General features: G+C 62.0%; 8 protein-coding genes. 7 read left to right on the forward strand and 1 reads right to left on the reverse strand.

The features are described from left to right. Positions 1-95: 95 nt before the first annotated feature. The 7 genes from FHX76_RS11915 to FHX76_RS11945 all read left to right on the forward strand — a co-directional run bounded on the left by FHX76_RS11915 (position 96) and on the right by FHX76_RS11945 (position 16,514). Complete coding sequence (locus tag FHX76_RS11915; RefSeq protein ID WP_167150901.1) at positions 96-1,439, forward strand: RNA polymerase sigma factor; 1,344 nt, start codon at positions 96-98, stop codon at positions 1,437-1,439. 56 nt (positions 1,440-1,495) lie between these two features. Then, positions 1,496-7,978 (forward strand): Ig-like domain-containing protein, encoded by a 6,483-nt coding sequence (locus FHX76_RS11920; RefSeq protein WP_167150903.1) that lies wholly within the window; start codon positions 1,496-1,498, stop codon positions 7,976-7,978. Positions 7,979-8,593: 615 nt separating this feature from the next. Then, positions 8,594-9,919 (forward strand): sigma-70 family RNA polymerase sigma factor, encoded by a 1,326-nt coding sequence (locus tag FHX76_RS11925; protein ID WP_167150904.1) that lies wholly within the window; start codon positions 8,594-8,596, stop codon positions 9,917-9,919. A gap of 70 nt (positions 9,920-9,989) precedes the next feature. Then, positions 9,990-15,467, forward strand: coding sequence for an Ig-like domain-containing protein (locus FHX76_RS11930; protein ID WP_167150906.1), 5,478 nt, complete (start codon positions 9,990-9,992; stop codon positions 15,465-15,467). Positions 15,468-15,760: 293 nt separating this feature from the next. Continuing rightward, positions 15,761-15,913, forward strand: coding sequence for a hypothetical protein (locus tag FHX76_RS11935; protein WP_167150908.1), 153 nt, complete (start codon positions 15,761-15,763; stop codon positions 15,911-15,913). 25 nt (positions 15,914-15,938) lie between these two features. Further along, a complete protein-coding gene (locus tag FHX76_RS11940; protein ID WP_167150910.1) occupies positions 15,939-16,169 on the forward strand; it encodes a hypothetical protein in 231 nt (76 codons plus the stop codon). A gap of 21 nt (positions 16,170-16,190) precedes the next feature. Beyond that, the gene (locus FHX76_RS11945) at positions 16,191-16,514 is read left to right on the forward strand and encodes an ArsR/SmtB family transcription factor (RefSeq protein WP_167150912.1); all 324 of its coding nucleotides are present in this window, start codon (positions 16,191-16,193) and stop codon (positions 16,512-16,514) included. Positions 16,515-16,737: 223 nt separating this feature from the next. On the opposite strand, the gene FHX76_RS11950 is transcribed toward FHX76_RS11945, so the two are convergent. Then, positions 16,738-18,879, reverse strand: a complete 2,142-nt coding sequence (locus FHX76_RS11950) for an ATP-dependent Clp protease ATP-binding subunit (protein WP_167150914.1) — start codon at positions 18,877-18,879, stop codon at positions 16,738-16,740. Between the last annotated feature and the right edge of the window lie 32 nt (positions 18,880-18,911).

The raw sequence follows: 18,911 nt of genomic DNA on the forward strand, positions 1-18,911 counted from the left end.
ATTGCGTTGGGGCATCTAGGGAACAGCATCCATGCGGTATTGCGGCAATTAAATGTTTCAGGCGACAGGAGGACTGTTGCCTCGGCAGGGGAACCATGGACAGCACATCAACAGCGGCTGGAGATCGGGAAAGCGAGTTTATCGCTCGCTTTGTCGAACGAATGAACCCGCTCTTGCGCTTCGCCAAAAGCGTTACCAGCGACCCCTTTGTCGCCGAAGATTTGCTCTCTGAGGTCTTCATGTCGACCCTTCGAGCAGTGCGGGGAGGAAAAGGACCGGCGCCAGAAACATTCGAGGCCTACATGCGAAGCGCAATCCGCAACGCCGCAGTTAAGTGTGCAAAAGCGCAGGAACAGGTCACGTCGGTTTCCGAACCCGGCGAGCTCGCCGACCTTCGCCTGCCGCAGTATTCGCCTGACACTGCTGCCGAGACCTGGGATGCCGACACCATCAGGCGGGCATTTCAGGCGCTTCCGGTCCGTGACCAGCAGGTGCTGTACCTCTCTGAGGTAGAGCAGATGTCCCAAGCTGACATCGCGGTGAACCTCGAACTGCGGCAGAACACCGTCGCCGTCATTGCGCACAGAGCCAAGGCGCTGCTGCGCACCAACTATCTTGAGCAGACCGCAGAGAACCTCCCTGCTTGCCCAGCCATCAGCCACGCCCGCCTTGCCGGGCTGGTTGCGGGGACCCTCCCTCCCAAGCGCAAAGAACGGGCCACAGAACACCTCAAGACCTGCGCCACCTGCGCGCGGGCAGTTCGCCACATGAGTTCGTTCAGAGTCCCCGTTGCGGTCTTGGTTGGCATCGCAATCACAGGGTCGAGCGCGTTTGCCGCGGTTGGATCCGGCGCCCAAGGCAGCCTCGCCTCGGCACATGCCGGGCAAAGCGTGCCGTCGGCAGTGTTCAGAAAGATCACACACCCCACCGTCATTCTCGCGGTTGCCGCCTGCGCCGGCGTTGTCTTGCTCCCGAGCCTTGGCAGCTCAACGGCGGGCCCCGTCGCTCCTACTCATAAGCCGTCTGCCACCGAAACCCTCTCGACGCCCGCAAACGTTGCTGCGGCTCCCGCAAGCGGCGAACCCGCGACCCGCTGCTATGCGCCGGCAGACGTCCTGCAGCGCTCTGGCAGCATCCCGACACTCACCTGGTCGGCCGCAGAATCGCACCGCGCCGGAGCAACTGGCATTGAGCGGGTATTGAACGTCACCAACATCGCGGCCGAGCGCCGCGTGCCCTACTCGCTTGAGTTCATCCCGGCCCAGGGCACAAGCGTTTCAAGCACGCCCGGCGACTGCACGCAAAACGGCAGCAACCTCATTTGTGTGATCGATGGCGCGGCGCTTGACGCCGACCGCTTCGATCTCTCGGTGACGGTTTCAGCCGTCTCTGGAGCGATGCCCCGCACGCCATCCGTGCTGTATCGCCCAGCCCCCTGACTCTTCACAATTCCTTTTTCTGAGACAACATCCACACGAGAGAGACCAGCAGGTTCATGCATACTCAATCCCCTCAACCACCTGACGGCAGGAATCGCGTCACGCGAGCCGCGTCACGCGTGCTCGCCATCGCGACCGCAGGGCTGCTCACGGTGAGCGGCCTCAGCCTCGGGGCCGCGCCAGCCGGCGCGTTCCAGGGCAACAGCACAGTCACGGCGTCAGGAAGCAACGCCTCAATGACCTTTCCCGGCGGTCTCACCATGACCGCGAATCTGACCCCAGGCACCCAGGGCTCCGCTTCGATGGCTTCCTTCGTCATGGCCGCCGCCAACGTCGAGAGCGTGCCGTTTAGCCCTGCTGATGTTGTGACGGGCAAGAACAACATCCGAATCTCAGCCGTGATGAGCCCGCCCGTGCCCGGCGAGTATCGCAACTTTGGAGCGGTCACGTTGAGCTTCAGCAAGCCGGTAACCAACCCAAGGCTTCATCTCTCTCGCATGTTCGGCGGGCTCGTCACGCCCGGCGCAGACACACTGGTCGATAGCACCAGAGTGACGGTTGTAGACGGCACCCCCTCGATTCCGACGTTGAACAAGCTTTCCGGATTCGATGGTTGGACGGTAACCGACTCAAGCGTCTTCTCGAACACAACAGGCATCGCCTATGTACAGCCAGACGCCTGTAAAACGGTTGCCGGTTCCGGACTTTCTCCCGCCGGCTGCGGCTCGGTCGAGCTCACCGGAACGGTGCAGACAGTTACGCTCAAACTCGATACCTTCCAAACAGTAGTCGGTGCCGGTTCGACGGGCGTTACTATCCCCTACGTCAACTTTGAGGTCACCGTAGACGAAGACCTCGCCGGCGGAAACACCGCAACCCCGGTCTCCTACGGCAACGCCTCCCACGTGAACTCCGGGCTTTCAATCGGTGCCGGGCTCACGAACGACGCAACGTCAACCCGCACGGCGACAACACCGCAGGCACAGACGACCGACGTGAACGACGCCTTCGCCGAGAACCCAACTCTGTTCACCGGCAAGGCAAACACCATCGACGTCCCCGTCAACGGGCTACTCGCCGGCCACACCGCAGTAACTTCCGTGTGGTTGGACAGCAACCGAAACGGCGTCTTCGATGCCTCCGAGAAATACTCGGCGGCCGCAGCCGGCAACGGCATCCACAGCGTCACGCTACCCTCGACGGCAACAACAACCATTGGCAACACCTGGATGCGCATCCGCACGGCCGAGACCGCCGTGGCAAACGCCACTGGCTTTGCAGACTCGGGCGAGGTCGAGGACTGGCCAGTCACGGTAACGGCCGTACCACCAGCCGCACCCGTTGTGACCAGCCCGGCTGACGGAGCACTCCTCAACACGGCCACCCCAACGTTCACCGGCACCGGCGAGAAGCTCGGCCAGAAGATCGAGGTGCGTGACGCTCTTGGTGCCGTTGTGTGCACCACAACCGTGCAGGCTGGCCTGGCATGGTCCTGCACGCCAGCCGTCGCCCTGCCACAGGGCGAGGCCAACTACTCGGTGTACGAGATCGAGCCAAACAACGTCGCGTCGGACCCTGGCACCACGCTGACCCTGACCATCGATTCGATCGCGCCAGGAACGCCAACCGCGGCACCGAGCAACGGCAAGGTCGTGCGTGGCACCGCCGAACCGCTGTCAACCGTGACCATCACAAACGCTATCGGCACCGTCATTGGCACCGGAACCGCAGATGTTGACGGCAACTTCGTCATCACCACCACTGGCCCATCCCCCGCCACCGGCGACGTGCTCAAGGTGACGGCCACGGACGCCGCGGGCAATGTCTCGCCCGCCAAATCCGTCACCGTTAACGCTGACGTGCCAGCAACCCCAACGGTCAACGCCTCGCGCGGCGACGCGCTCAAGGGAACTGGCACCGCCGGCGAAACCATCACGGCGAGCCTCCCAGACGGCACCAAACTGACTGCGCTCGTTGACGGGCTTGGCAACTGGAGCATCCCAGTACCGGTTGAAAAGACGCTCGCCCACAACGATGTTGTCACGGTCATTTCTACCAACCCTGAAGGAACACCCTCGCTCCCCGCCTCGGTGACAATTGACCGCGAGGCTCCGTCCACGCCCATCGTGAACCCAACCAACGGTTCAATCGTTGCAGGAAAGGCCGAACCAGGCGCAACCGTCGAAATTCGTGACAGCGGCAACAACCTGCTGGCAACGGTTACGGCAGACCCACAGGGAAACTACTCGAAGGTTTTCAACCCGGTCCTCGCACACGGCCTTGAACTGGTTGTGACGGCAACGGATGCCGCAGGCAACACGTCGCCGGCCGCGACCACAACGGTCAACGGCGATCCGGTCGCCGCGCCCGTCATCAACCCAACCAACGGATCTACGATCTCGGGAACGGGAACCGCGGGAACAACGATCACGGTAACCCTGCCAACCGGCGACCCCCTCACAACGACGGTCAACGCAGCGGGTGAATGGTCACTCAGCGTTCCTGCTGGCCAGGCGCTGAACCACAACGACGTTGTGACGGCAACAGCCTCGAATAAAGAAGGTACGGTATCGGCCCCCGCATCGCAGATCGTTGATCAGCAGGCGCCAGAGGCACCGCACGTCGACCGGTCAAACGGTGTGACCATCACCGGCGGACCCGTCGCAGCCGAGGACGACATTCTTGTCCTCGACGCAAACGGAGACCCCATTGACGGCGTGCTGATTCGCAACGCCGAGGACGGCACCTTTGTCTTCACGCCGACGGACCCGCTCGCAGAGACGGACGAGGTAACGGTTGCCCTTCGTGACCCTTCCGGGAACACGTCGGATGCCACTCCCGTCGTCATCGACACGTCGGCGCCAGAGGTGCTCAACCTCAACCCGAGCAACGGAAGCGTTGTTCGCGGCACGACAGAGCCCTTCGCCACGGTGACCATCCACAACGATGAGAACGGCACAGTGCTCACCGTTACCGCCGACGAACACGGCGACTTTGTTGCCAATTTTGTGCCGGCACTCACGAATGGCACCGTCATCTCGGTGACGGCCGCCGACAAGGTTGGCAACACAACGGCACCGCAGACCGTGACGGTCAACACCTCGGTTCCAACCACTCCGGCGATCAACCCGTCAAACGGTCAGACCGTGAGCGGCATCGGCGACCACGGAGACACCGTGACGGTGACCCTGCCAAACGGCACACAACTCACCGCAATCGTGAATGACCAAGGCACCTGGTCGGTCGACGTACCTGAGGCAGACCGTCCGCTCAACGGCCAGACGATTCTCGCGACCGCCGTGAACCGCTACAACACGTCGTCCGAAGAAGCGACGCGCGTTGTGGATACGGTTGCCCCGCCGGCTCCCGTGGTCAACCCGACCAACGGCACGAGCGTTTCAGGCACCTCCGAGCCCGGCGCGACAATTATCATTCGCGACACCGACGGGGTCATTATTGGCACGGGAACCGCCGACGACACCGGCGCGTACCGCATCCTCTTCACTGAGCCACTCGACGACAGCCTTGAGCTGTTCGTATCTGCTCGCGACGCCGCAGGGAACGAGTCACCTCGCACCCCAGCGATCGTCAACGCCCAGCCGGTTGACGCGCCCGAGGTCCTCCCAAGCAACGGCAACGTTGTACGGGGAACGGGAACGCCTGGGCACGACATCCTCGTCACCCTTCCCAACGGCGAGAAGCTCGCCACGACGGTTGACGACGAAGGCAACTGGGCCGTCCCGGTGTCTCCTCGCCTTGCGAACGGTGACGTAGTGACCGCAACCGCGACCAACCCGGAAGGCACCATCTCGGAGCCCGGCAGCGTCACGGTAGACACCATCGCACCACTCGCGCCGGTCCTGAAACCCTCCGACGGCGTGACCATCACCGGCGGCACCGTCGAACAGGGCGACACGGTCACCGTGCTTGGTCAAGACGATCTCCCCATTGCCGGCACCATCACGGTGAACGGCGACGGCACCTTTGTCTTCACCCCCAGCACGCCGCTCACCGCTGGCGCGATTGCCAACGTGGTTGTGACCGACCCATCAGGGAACGCATCCAACCCGGTCGCTGCTGAGATCATCACGGCCAAGCCGGCAACCCCGGCCGTCGAGATTTCCAACGGAACCTCAATCAACGGAGGCCCAATTGGAGACCGCGAAACCGTGGCGATCCTCGACGGCGCCGGCGAGCCTCTTGAAGGCGATCTCACGATGAACGAAGACGGCACCTTTGTCTTCGTTCCCAAGAAGCCGCTCACCGACGACGACATCGTCACCATCGTTGTCACGGGACCTTCCGGACTGGAATCAGCGCCGGCACAGGTTGAAATCGTCAGCATCGCGCCGAAGGCCCCAGCTGTTGAGGTATCAGACGGGGCCACCATCAGCGGAGGCCCAATCGGAGACCGCGAAACCGTCGCGATCCTCGACGGCAGCGGCGAACCCATCGAGGGCGACCTCGTGATGAACCCAGACGGCACCTTCGAGTTCACCCCGAAGAACCCGCTTGGTAAAGACGACATCGTCACCGTTGTGGTCACCGGCCCATCCGGACTGAAATCAGCCCCAAAACCGGTTGAAATCATCACCGACGCACCGGCGACGCCACCCGTTGACGTTTCGGACGGAACCGCCATCACCGGCGGACCGGTCGGCGAGCGCGACACCATCACGGTGCTTGACGGTCACGGCGAGCCCATCGAGGGCACGCTCACGGTTGGCGGCGACGGCATGTTTGTGTTTGTTCCAAAGACCCCGCTCACCGATGACGACGTCGTGAACATCATCGTGACCGGCCCATCCGGCCTCGTATCGAACCCGGCAGAGGTAGATATTGTCGCGACCAAGCCCGCGACACCAGCAGTTGATGCCTCCAACGGCAAGCAGATCACTGGTGGGCCAATCGGGGACCGCGAGACCGTCGCAATCCTCGACGGCAACGGCGAGCCCCTTGAAGGCGATCTCACGATGAACGAAGACGGCACGTTTGTCTTCATCCCCAAAACGCCACTCACGGAGAAGGACACGGCAAAGGTTGTTGTGACGGGACCATCCGGCCTCACCTCAACGCCTGAGCAGGTGACCATCGACACGATCGCTCCGAGCGTGCCGAAGACAGACGTCTCTGACGGAACCGTCATCACCGGCGGGCCTGTTGAAGACAACGTAACCATCAGCTTTGTTGATAAGAACGGCAACGCCATCGAGGGGACCGTCACTATCGACAGCGAGGGAATGTTTAGCTTCGTCCCGACCGATCCAATCGACGAAACCGACGGCGCCAAGATTGTGGTGACCGATGCAGTTGGCAACGCGTCGACGCCCTCCCCGCTCGACGTCGTAACAACCGTGCCGAGCGCACCACACGTCAACGTGTCAAACGGAACGCAGATCACTGGCGGGCCGATTGGCGAGCGCGACACCATCGCTATCCTCGACGGCAACGGTGACCCGATAGAGGGAGACCTCACGGTTGACGAGAAGGGAATGTTTGTCTTCGTTCCCATGACGCCGCTCACTGACACCGATATTGTCAACGTTGTGGTGACCGGCCCATCCGGTCTCACCTCGCCACCAAGTTCGGTCACGGTCGACACAGTCGCACCAGATGCGCCCGTTGTGCAGCCGTCAAACGGTTCAGTTGTGCGCGGCACGGCCGAGGCCGGTTCGAAGGTGACGATCAGGGATGCCGACGGCAACGTGCTCGGAACCACGCTGGCTGACGACGAGGGCAACTTCTCGCTCGCCTTCAGCCCGGCTATCGCGGATAAGACCACGCTGTTTGTCACGGCAACGGATGCTGCCGGCAACACGTCGCCGCAGGCAGAGAGCGTCGTCAACGGCGCCGCGGTTCTGCCGCCCTATGTTGCCCCGACCCAGGGTGGCGTACTCACCGGAACTGGGATGCCGTGCGACACGATCACAATCACGCTGCCAGACGGCACCGTGCTGACGACCGTTGTCGGCGATAACGGAACGTGGTCGATCGACCTCGCGCCCAACCACATCCTCACGAATGGCGATGTTCTTAGGGTGACGGCAACAAACGCCGCAGGAACCAAGTCGGAGCCAACCGCGGTAATCGTTGATCAGTTGGCACCCGAGCAGCCCGCCGTTGACCCGTCGACAGGCAACGTCATCACGGGAGGGCCGGTTGACAAGGGCGATACCGTGACCTTTGTTGATGGCGACGGCAAGGTCATTTCAGGCGAGGTTGTGATTGACGAGAACGGCATGTTCACGTTCATCCCCACCACACCGCTGAGCCAAGGAGCTGAGGTATTTGTTGTTGTGACCGATGCGTCAGGCAACTCCTCTGTTCCGCTCAAGGTGACCATTTCGGCACCGGCTACGCGGCCAGACACCAACAACTCCGGTCAGGACTCGGACGAGAAGCCAAAGCAAAGCGATAACGGTTCTGCAGGCCTCTCCAACACCGGCGACAACACGCTCATGCCCCTCGGCTCGACCGCGCTGCTGGTCTTGCTTGCTGGTGCGGGGCTGATTGCCATGCGGAAGCGCCGTGATGCCTAACCGCTAGGGCCGCGTTCGCGGCGATCCACCCTCGAGTGCCCAAGGGCCAGTCCAACATCCAGTGTTTGGGCAGGTCATTGGGCACTCGTTGTTTAACCGACGCGGCAACCTGACGGGGAAACCCGGGCACCCGCCAGGAACGCGCGGCTCAGATTGGTCACAGTTCCGCCTCCCGGCATGCTCTTGGGTGGGGAGGCGACCAATCTCTTGCCAGGCAGAACGGTCGCCGCCCGTTGCTGGGAAGAACCCGAAAACATTGCACTCGAACCAATCGACAATATTTAATCATGATAAATTAGAGCTCTAGGGGGAATTCAACAGTGAATTCATCGCAGTTTTCGGGGGGAAACCAGCGGCAACGTCATCCAGCCACTCAGTCACGAGCGGCCAACGCGTTACGCTGAACCGGCTCAGCACTCGCAGTGCAGAGCCACGCAACACGAGGGGATTGTTGTTGCGTCAAAATAGTCGTGGTTTTTTGTAACCCGCAAGACTCGTGTGTCTCTATCTCAATGAACGCGTCAAGCCCAACCTAACTGGGACGGTCGTGAGTTCAGCGAGAGAACTGATCATCAGACACGGATGGCAATGCCATCGACGCACGGTAGGGGAACCATGCAAAACAACACACCAGCGATAGGGGATCGCGAAAACGAGTTCATCGTGCGCTTCACCGAGCGCATGGACGCGTTGCTTCGCTATGCCCGCGGCGTTGCCCGCGACCGCTACCTCGGCGAAGACCTCCTCTCCGAAGCATTTATTGCAACGCTCTCAGCGGTACGCAGAGGCAAAGGGCCAAGCCAAGAGACCTTTGACGCGTACATGCTCAGGGCCATCCGCAACATCGCAACGCGGCACGCAAAGAACCAGGGCAGGGTCATTCAGATCGCCGAGCCAGCAGAGCTCGAAGAAAAGCTCGCCCCGCACTACTCCCCCGAGACCGCGGTGGATACCTGGAACGTCGCCAACATCCGTACCGCGTTTCTCGCGCTGCCTGCCCGCGACCGCCAAGTGCTGTACCTCACGGAAGTTGAGCAGCTCCCGCACACGGAGATCGCGGAAAACCTTGGGCTTCGTGCCAACACCGTCACCGTCATCGCCCACAGGGCAAAAGCAAACCTCAGGGCGCGCTACCTTGAGCAAACCGCGAATGAACAGCCCGGCTGCGGCACTATTGATGCGGCAAAGCTTGCTGCCCACGTTGCCGGCACGCTCTCGGCGAAACGCAACGCCGTCGTGATTGAACACCTCGAAGCGTGCGACGACTGCGCGGCAACCGTTCGCCGCCTTCGTTCGTTCAGGGTGCCGGTGGCCATCATGGTTGGCCTCGCAGCGGCGAACGCGGATGCCACCGCAGGCGTTGTGGCACGAACCACCGGCAACGCCGCAAGCAGTGCTCGCACGCCGGTGTCTGTGTTGAGCAAGATTGGCTACCCCGCATCGATTGCCGCCGCGGCCCTCATCGGGTTTGCGGTATTTGCATCCATAGCAACCTCATCTGCCGGCCCAACCGACGCAGGAACCGGCACAACTCACGCCCGTCAGGCCGCACCAACCCCCGCAAATGTCGCCGTTGGTGCCGGCCAGGGTGCAACAGACCACCGCTGCTACGCGCCGGCAGAACTCCTCCAGCGGGCCGGCTCGATGCCGCAGTTGGAGTGGGACAAGGCAGAGGCAGGCGCATCCATGACCTGGCCCCTCCTCGTGTCAAACGTTGCGCCCAACAATCGCGCTTCCTACTCACTCACCCTCACCCCAGCGCCGGGCACCCAGATCGATGCAAGGCAGGGGGACTGCGCGCAGGCCGGAAGCAACCTCGTCTGTGTCATTGACGGGGCCGTTCTGCACGACGACTCGTTCACGCTCCCCGTTGCGGTGACTGCCGCGGCGGGGGTCGAACCTCGGCCTCCAACCATCCTTTACTCACCAACAGCTGACTGACCCACCGGCCCACTGGCCCACCGCTTGAGACATTTTCGTGACAATTCACCACAGAAAGATCCGTAGTTCCATGATGTTCAGACCAACACAACGACCGCTCGAACGGTCAACTCGCGCTTCAGCCAGGCGCCGCGTGCTCGCGTCGGCAACGGCACTGCTCGTCGCCGTCGGGGGCCTCACCCTTGGCACAGATGCAGCCTCCGCCTACCGCGGGAACAGCACCATCACGAACGATGGCACCGTCACCACCATCACCGGCGGACTCACCGTAACCGCGGCCGTTGCAAACGGTCCAGACGGAACCATCAGAACCACCTTCATGGGCACGGCCCCTGCCAGGCCAGGTGGGGAGTTCTCCCCCGACAGCGTCATGGGAGCCTACGGAAAGTTTCGTTTTGAGACCACTCCAAGCACAATCACCCGGATCACGCCACAACACGTTGGAACCGTCACCCTGACGTTTAGCAGCCCCGTGACAAATCCCCGCATCCACATGTATCGCGGAATGGGCGGCATCGGATCGAACGCGAACATGGATGTTGCGGCAACCGCGCTGACCGTCGTTGACGGACAGCCCGAGGTCCCAACGCTCACCAAGCGTGCCGGCTTCGACGGCTGGTCCGTTACCGATACTGCTGTCGCCCCCGCGACCCTCCCAGTTGGCTATGAGAACGCATCGTTCTGCAACCGCCGGTCTTCGATGCCCGAGCTCTCGCCGCCAGCCTGTGGCTCGCTTGAGCTCACCGGAACGGTACAGTCGGTCACGCTTCGCGTCGACACCCTGCGCGGCTCGATTGGCGCCGGCAACAACAACTCGCTTGACACCGTCACCGTTCTCGACTTCACGGTTGACGAGGATCTCGCTGGCGGAAACACCGAGCTTCCGGCAACGTACGGACCAGCCTCGCACGTCAACTCAGGCCTCTCCATCGGCGCCGGACTCACCAACGACGCACCACTCGTTCGCTCCGGCAGCACCCCGCAGGTGCAGTCAACTGACGAGAACGACGCCTTCACCGAGGCCCCAAGCCTCTACACGGCGAGGGCAAACACCATAAACGTTCCCGTCAACGGCCTGCTGCCAGGGCACACCGCAACCACCTCAGTGTGGGTCGACGCCAACATGAACGGCGTATTTGACGACAACGAAATGTTCTCAGGCGCGGCTGCTGGCAACGGCATCCACACCATCACGATCCCGTCATCGGCCATTCGCCAGTCTGGGGACACCTGGATACGCATCCGCACATCTGAGATTCCCGCCACAACAGCCTCAAGCTTCGCCGACTCCGGCGAGGTAGAAGACTGGGCCGTCACCATCAGCACCGAGGCACCAGCTGCCCCCGTTGTCACGGCCCCCGCAGACGATTCGCTGCTCAATACGGCAAAGCCAACCTTTACTGGAACCGGCCAGCAGGCCGGCCAGGCAATTGAGGTTCGGGATGCTTCTGGCACCGTTGCCTGCTCAACAACCGTTCAGGCCGACCTGTCATGGTCGTGCACCCCCGCATCCGCTCTGCCACAGGGCGAAGCCACCTACTCGGTGTTCGAGCTTGACGAGAACAGTGTTGCGTCAGACCCCGGCACCGACGTCACCATCACGGTTGACACGATTGCACCAGCGGCCCCAGCTGCGGCTCCAACCAACGGAACCATCGTTCGCGGAACCGCAGAGCCCCTCTCAACGGTGACCATCACCAACGCGGCCAACGAGCCAATCGGCAGCGGCCTGGTCGATGCCGAAGGTAACTTTGCCATCACCACAACCAAGGCTCCAGCCCACGGCGAGGTACTCTCCGTGACCGCGACGGATACCGCAGGCAACACCTCACCAAAGGGTACGGTCACGGTCAACACAACCGTTCCCGGCACCCCAACGGTCGACGCAAGCAACGGCGAGGTTCTCAAGGGAACCGGAACGGCTGGCGAAACGATCACGGTCACCCTGCCAGACGATTCAACCCTCACGACCGTTGTTGACGGCTCGGGAAACTGGTCAATCACGGTGCCAGACAACAAACCGCTCGCGCACAACGACGTGGTCACCGTCATCTCCACAAACCCTGAGGGCACGCCCTCGCTCCCAGCGACCGTCACGATTGACTCCGACGCACCGGATGCGCCAACGGTCAAGCCGACCAACGGTTCTGTCATCACCGGCACGGCCGAGGCAGGCTCAACCATTGTGATTCGCGACGGAGACACCGTGCTTGGCACCGTTATCGCCGACACAAACGGCAACTACTCCAAGACGTTCGACCCTGCACTCGTGCACGGCCTCGAGGTCTCGGTCACGGCGACGGATGCAGCTGGCAACACGTCGACGCCAACCACGGCGACAGTGAACGCCTCCCCCGTCGCCGCGCCGGTCATCAGCCCAACCAACGGGCAAACCGTTGCGGGAACCGGCACGCCAGGCACGACGATCACGCTCACCCTCCCAACCGGAAACCCGCTCACGGCGACGGTTGCCGGCGACGGCACCTGGTCGATCCAGGTTCCCGCTGCCCAGCGACCAAACCACAACGAGGTCATCACGGCCACGGCCGCCAACGTTGAGGGAACCGTTTCGGCGCCAGCAACGCAGGTCGTTGACCGCGTCGCCCCGACAGCACCAATCGTTGACCGCTCCAATGGGGCCGTCATCACCGGTGGTCCTGTTGCGACGACCGACGAGATCATCATCCTCGACGGCTCCGGCGACCCAATCGAGGGTGAGCTCATTCGCAACCCAGACGGAACGTTTGTGTTCACGCCCGACACGGCACTCACCGAAGACGACACGGTCACCGTAAGCCTCCGCGACCCGGCCGGCAACGAGTCAGAGGCAACCGACGTTGTCATCGACACCACCGCACCCCAGTCGCTCGACGTGCACCCAAGCAACGGCAGCACTATCCGCGGCGAGACCGAGCCCTTCGCGACGGTCACCATCCGCAACGACAAGAACGAGATCATCGCGACGGTGGATGCCGACGAAAACGGTGACTTCGTCGCCCCGTTCAACCCGGCTCTCGCTCACGGCACCACCGTGACCGTGACCGCCGCCGACCGCGTTGGCAACGCCACCGCCCCCGTCAGCGTCACCGTTAACAGCACCGTGCCAACAACGCCAGCCATCAACCCAACAAACGGATCAACCGTTTCGGGCATTGGCGACGCTGGGGCGACCGTCACGGTTACGCTGCCAAACGACACAACGCTCACCGCAGTTGTCAAAGACGACGGCACCTGGAGTGTTGATGTTCCTGAGGCAGACCGCCCCAAGAACGGCGAGACCGTTCGAGCCACAGCGGAGAATAAAGAAGGCACAGCTTCGCAGGAAGCAACCCGCACGGTTGACACAGTTGCCCCCACTGCCCCTGTGGTATTCCCCACAAACGGCAGCACGGTATCGGGCACCGCTGAGCCCGGCGCAACCATCATCATCCGCCTCGAAGACGGTCTCATCATTGGCGTCGGAACGGCAGACGAGACAGGGGCATACAGCATCGACTTTGAGGACCCCCTCGAGGACGGCACCGAAATCCTCGTCTCCGCCAGGGACGCGGCACTCAACGAGTCACCGGCAACACCTGCGACGGTCAACGGTAAGGCAGTTGACGCGCCCATTCTTCACCCGAGCAACGGAAACACCGTTGCCGGAACGGGAACGCCAGGCCACGGCATCCTTGTCACCCTGCCAAACGGCGACACGGTCGCGACAACAGTAGACACCAACGGCAACTGGGTGATCCCGGTCGCGCCACGCCTCGCAGACGGGGACGTTGTTACCGCAACGGCAACCAACCCAGAAGGCACCGTCTCGGAGCCTGGCACCGTAACCGTCGACACCATCGCCCCTGCGGCACCAACGGTTGAGATCTCAAACGGCCTCAGCGTTACCGGCGGCATCATTGAACTGGGTGACGAGGTCACGGTCGTTGACAGCTCGGGCAAACCAGTGGCTGGCATCGTTGAAATTGATGACGACGGCAAGTTTGTGTTCACCCCGACCACCCCGCTCAAGGATGGCGACAACGTCTTTGTCGTGGTCACGGACCTCTCAGGAAACGCAACCGAACCGGTTGCTGTTGACCTCGTCACAACCAAACCAACCGCGCCATCCATTGGGGTTTCTGACGGAGCTCACATTACCGGCGGCACCATCGGCGACCGCGAGACCATCGAGTTCCTCGACGGCTCTGGCAACCCCATCGCTGGTGACCTCACTATCGAAGAAGACGGCACGTTTGTTTTTGTGCCGGCCAAGCCACTCACGGATGATGACACCGTCACCGCCTTGATCACAGGCCCCTCCGGCCTCGAATCGGCTCCGGCAGAGGTCGAGATCGTGTCGACCAAACCGGTCACTCCACACGTTGACCTGTCAAACGGCCAGCTCATCACGGGTGGCCCAATCGGAGACCGCGAGACAGTCGAGTTCCTCGACGGTGCTGGCAACCCAATCGAAGGCGACCTGAAGGTAGACACGGACGGCAAATTTGAGTTTGTGCCGACCAATCCACTCACGGAGAAGGACTCCGTCACGGTTGTTGTGACGGGACCGTCGGGTCTTGAATCCGCACCGGTCGAGGTGCAGATCGACTCGATTGCTCCGGATGCGCCGGTTGTTGCGCCCACCAACGGTTCCGTCGTTCGTGGCACGGCAGAGCCGGGCTCGACCGTCACCATCCGCGACGCGAAGGGCAACCTGCTCGGGACGGTCACGGCTGACACGAACGGCACATTCGCGCTTCCGTTCAGCCCCGCAATTGCAGACAAAACCAAGCTCGTTATCACCGCAACAGACGCAACAGGCAACACCTCGCCAGAGGCAACGGCGACGGTCGACGCGAGCGCGGTCGAGGCACCATACGTCGCGCCCTCCCAGGGCGACGTACTCACGGGAACCGGAACGCCGTGCGACATCATCACTGTGACGCTGCCGGACGGAACGGTCATCACGACCGTTGTTTCCGACAACGGCACCTGGTTCATCGCGGTTGCCCCAGACTACGCGCTGGTTGACGGCGATGCGGTGAAGGTCACGGCAACAAACCCCGCCGGAACCGTTTCGGAACCAACCATCGTCGTCATCGACCAGACGGCACCAGAGCAGCCGGCCGTTGACCAGTCAACCGGCGAGATCATCACTGGCGGGCCAATCCCCCCCGGCGACACGGTGACCATCGTTGACGGAGACGGCAACACAATCGATGGCGAACTCGTGATCGACAAGGACGGCACGTTCACGTTCGTTCCGGCCAAGCCCCTCACCCCGGGCGACGACGTATTCGTGATCGTCACGGATGCGGCAGGCAACGCCTCGGACCCGCTCAAGGTTGACATCGTTGAGCAGGCCAAGGAGCACGGCGGCAACGGGACTGGCGATGGGTCTGGTGCTGGGTCTGGTGCTGGAAACGGCTCCAACGGTTCGCAGCAGACGAACTTCGCTGGCCTCGCGGTGACCGGTGACACGACGTCGCTGCCGCTCGCCGCAACCGGACTGCTGATCCTGCTGGCCGGAGCCGCAATGCTTGCCCTTCGCAAGCGTCGCGACGCCTAAGGAGTCAGGCATCCGTCCCCCTGCGGATGCCTGACACACGGCGAGGGCCCCTGTACGTCATGTACTGGGGCCCTCGTTTTTGCAGATACACCAGCAGGCAGCAGCTTTGCGTCAGGCCTCACGACGTCGGCAAATTGAAGTTGCACTCGGCTGAATGAGGTACGCGTCCTGTCGCCAGTTATATTGCCGACCAGAGACAGCAGATTCACATCAATTTGCATCAAACCAACACGTGTAATATGTTTATTACAGATGCAAGAGAACGCATTACTTCCCCCAATAGAAAGAAACTCATGGACGCAACATTCTTCGCTTCACTTCCCTGGTTCGCATGGATCATCATTACCGGAGCTATCGTCACCGGCGTCAACAGCATCATCACAACCGCTCGAGGCCGTTCAGCACAAGCGGCTGCAGCGACCACCCCCAAATCAAACGAACACTAACCCCGGAACCCCCAAAGGACCCCCCATGGACGCAACCTTCTTCAGCTCAATTCCTTGGTATGCATGGATTGTTATCGCCGGCATCCTCATTGGCGGAATAACAACCATCGTGAGACTTTCCCTTGGCCGAAATGCCGAGCTATCCAAAGCGCTCACGCAGAACGCCGACGTCAACGAAAAACTCATTGACCGGCTTGACAGCATGGACAAGCGACTTGCATCACTAGAATCAACGCTCAACGACATCCCAAACTAGCAATCAACCGATTGAGGGCAATTGAACACTCAACAGCTCGTCGCACGACTAACAGCTCTTGGCGGACCGCACCGACTCAACATCTTGGCTCTGCTCAACACGGAAGGTCGGCTGCACGTCAGCGAGATTGCTCGGCGAATGGGAATGTCCCGAGCCCTCCTCTATATGCACCTCACCAAGCTTGAGGAAGCAGGGTTTGTATCCGGCCAGCTTGAGCTGGCTCCTGACGGCAAATCGATGAAATACTTCGAGATCCGCCCGTTTGAAATCGTCATCAACGCAGACTATGTGAGCCAGGTTGTTGCGAACAGCGCCGAAGAACCCGAAACACCAACGCCTGCCTAACGTCCCAGCGCGAGTAAGGGCCCCTGTACGTCATGTACAGGGGCCCTCGCTGTTTCTACAGATACACTCAGCAAGCAGCAGAATGGTCGCAGATCCACCCAATAGTGCAACTTTGGGTGGATCTGCGACCATTCTGCGACCAGATCAAGCCGGACCTAGTTCGTTCCGGCCAAGCCGAGTCGAGCTAAGCCTGCCCAGGCCAGCCCGGCCAGGCCAACCCGGGTTACTCCGGAGTCGACGCGTTGACCGTCAGGCGGTCTTCGTCTTGATCGACGTCAACTCGCACGAGGTCACCGTCGCGAACCTCGCCTGAGAGGATGGCACGCGCGAGGCGGTCATCAATCTCGGTCTGCATGAGCCGGCGAAGCGGACGGGCACCGTAGATCGGGTCGTAACCGCGCTCGGCAAGCCAGGCACGGGCATCCGGGGTCACAGCAAGCGTGAGCCGGCGTTCCGCGAGGCGGGCCTGCAGGCGGTCGATGTACAGCTCGACGATCTGGGCAAGATCGCCGCGCGACAGCGACTGGAAGATCACGATGTCGTCGAGGCGGTTCACAAACTCAGGCTTGAAGGCCTGACGAACCATGCCGCGCACCGCGTTGTCCTTCTCGGCCTCGCTCAGGTTGGGGTCAACCAGGTACTGGCTGCCAAGGTTTGAGGTGAGGATGAGGATGACGTTGCGGAAATCCACCGTGCGACCCTGGCCATCGGTGAGTCGACCATCGTCGAGCACCTGCAGCAGCACGTCGAACACCTCTGGGTGCGCCTTCTCGACCTCGTCGAGCAGCACAACCGAGTATGGGCGCCGACGAACGGCCTCGGTGAGTTGACCGCCGGCCTCATACCCGACATAGCCGGGAGGGGCACCAACGAGCCGCGACACCGAGTGCTTCTCGCCGTACTCCGACATGTCGATGCGGATCATGGCTTTCTCGTCGTCAAACAGGAACTCCGCGAGCGCCTTAGCCAGCTCTGTCTTACCAACACCGGTTGGGCCGAGGAAGAGGAACGAACCGGTTGGGCGATCGGGGTCGGAGATTCCGGCGCGCGTGCGGCGCACGGCATCCGACACCGCCTCGACGGCCTTCTTCTGACCGATGAGTCGCTTGCCAAGTTCGTTTTCGAGGTGCAGCAGTTTCTCGGTCTCGCCCTGGAGCAGGCGCCCAACGGGGATGCCCGTCCAGGCTGCGATGACCTCGGCGATGTCCTCGTCGGTGACTTGGTCGCTCACCATGCGGGGCTCGTCGCTTTGCTCGGCGTTTTCGGCCTCTTGCAACTGACGCTCGATGACCGGGATCTCGCCGTACAGCAGGCGGGAGGCCTTCTCAAGGTTGCCCTCGCGTTGGGCGCGGTCCGCGTTGATGCGGGCGGCGTCGAGCTTTTCTTTGAGCTCACCAACGGCGTTGAGGCTTCCGCGTTCTTTCTCCCAGCGAGCTTCGAGCACCTTAAGGTCGGCTTCGCGCACCTTGAGGTCTTCGCGCAGCTTGGCAAGGCGCTCCTTGGAGGCGTCGTCCTTCTCTTTCTTGAGGGCGAGCTCTTCAAGCTTCAGGCGATCAACCGAGCGACGCAGTTCATCGATCTCCATTGGGGCGGAGTCGATCTCCATGCGGAGTCGGCTCGCAGCCTCGTCAATGAGGTCGATGGCCTTGTCTGGCAGCTGACGGCTCGGGATGTACCGGTTCGACAGCGCAGCGGCCGCGATGAGCGCGGAGTCGGCGATGGATACTTTGTGGTGCGCTTCGTAGCGTTCCTTGAGCCCGCGAAGGATGGCCACGGTATCTTCGACCGATGGCTCGCCAACGTAGACCTGCTGGAAGCGGCGCTCAAGCGCGGCATCCTTCTCAATGAACTCGCGGTACTCGTCGAGCGTGGTCGCGCCAATCATGCGGAGCTCGCCACGGGCAAGCAGCGGCTTGAGCATGTTGGATGCGGCCACCGAGCTTTCGCCACCACCGGCTCCCATGAGCACGTGGAGCTCGTCGATGAACGTGATGACCTTGCCATCGGAGTCTTTAATCTCCTGCAGGACGGCCTTCATGCGCTCTTCGAAGTCACCACGGTACTTGGCACCGGCAATGAGCGCCGAGATGTCGAGCGAGATGAGCTCTTTGTCTTTGAGCGACTCGGCCACGTCGCCAGCGACGATGCGTTGCGCGAGGCCTTCAACAACGGCAGTTTTACCAACGCCGGGCGCACCAATCAGAACGGGGTTGTTCTTGGTGCGCCGAGTCAGCACCTGGCTGACGCGGCGAATCTCGGCATCACGACCAATGACGGGGTCGAGCTTGCCGCTGCGCGCGACCTCCGTGAGGTTCACGCCAAACTGCTCGAGGGCGCTCTTCTGGTCCTCTTGCGGGGGTTGCATTCCTTGTTGCACGTTGTCTGTCTTTCTCCTTG

This window comes from Lysinibacter cavernae (genome assembly GCF_011758565.1).
Taxonomy (GTDB): domain Bacteria; phylum Actinomycetota; class Actinomycetes; order Actinomycetales; family Microbacteriaceae; genus Lysinibacter; species Lysinibacter cavernae.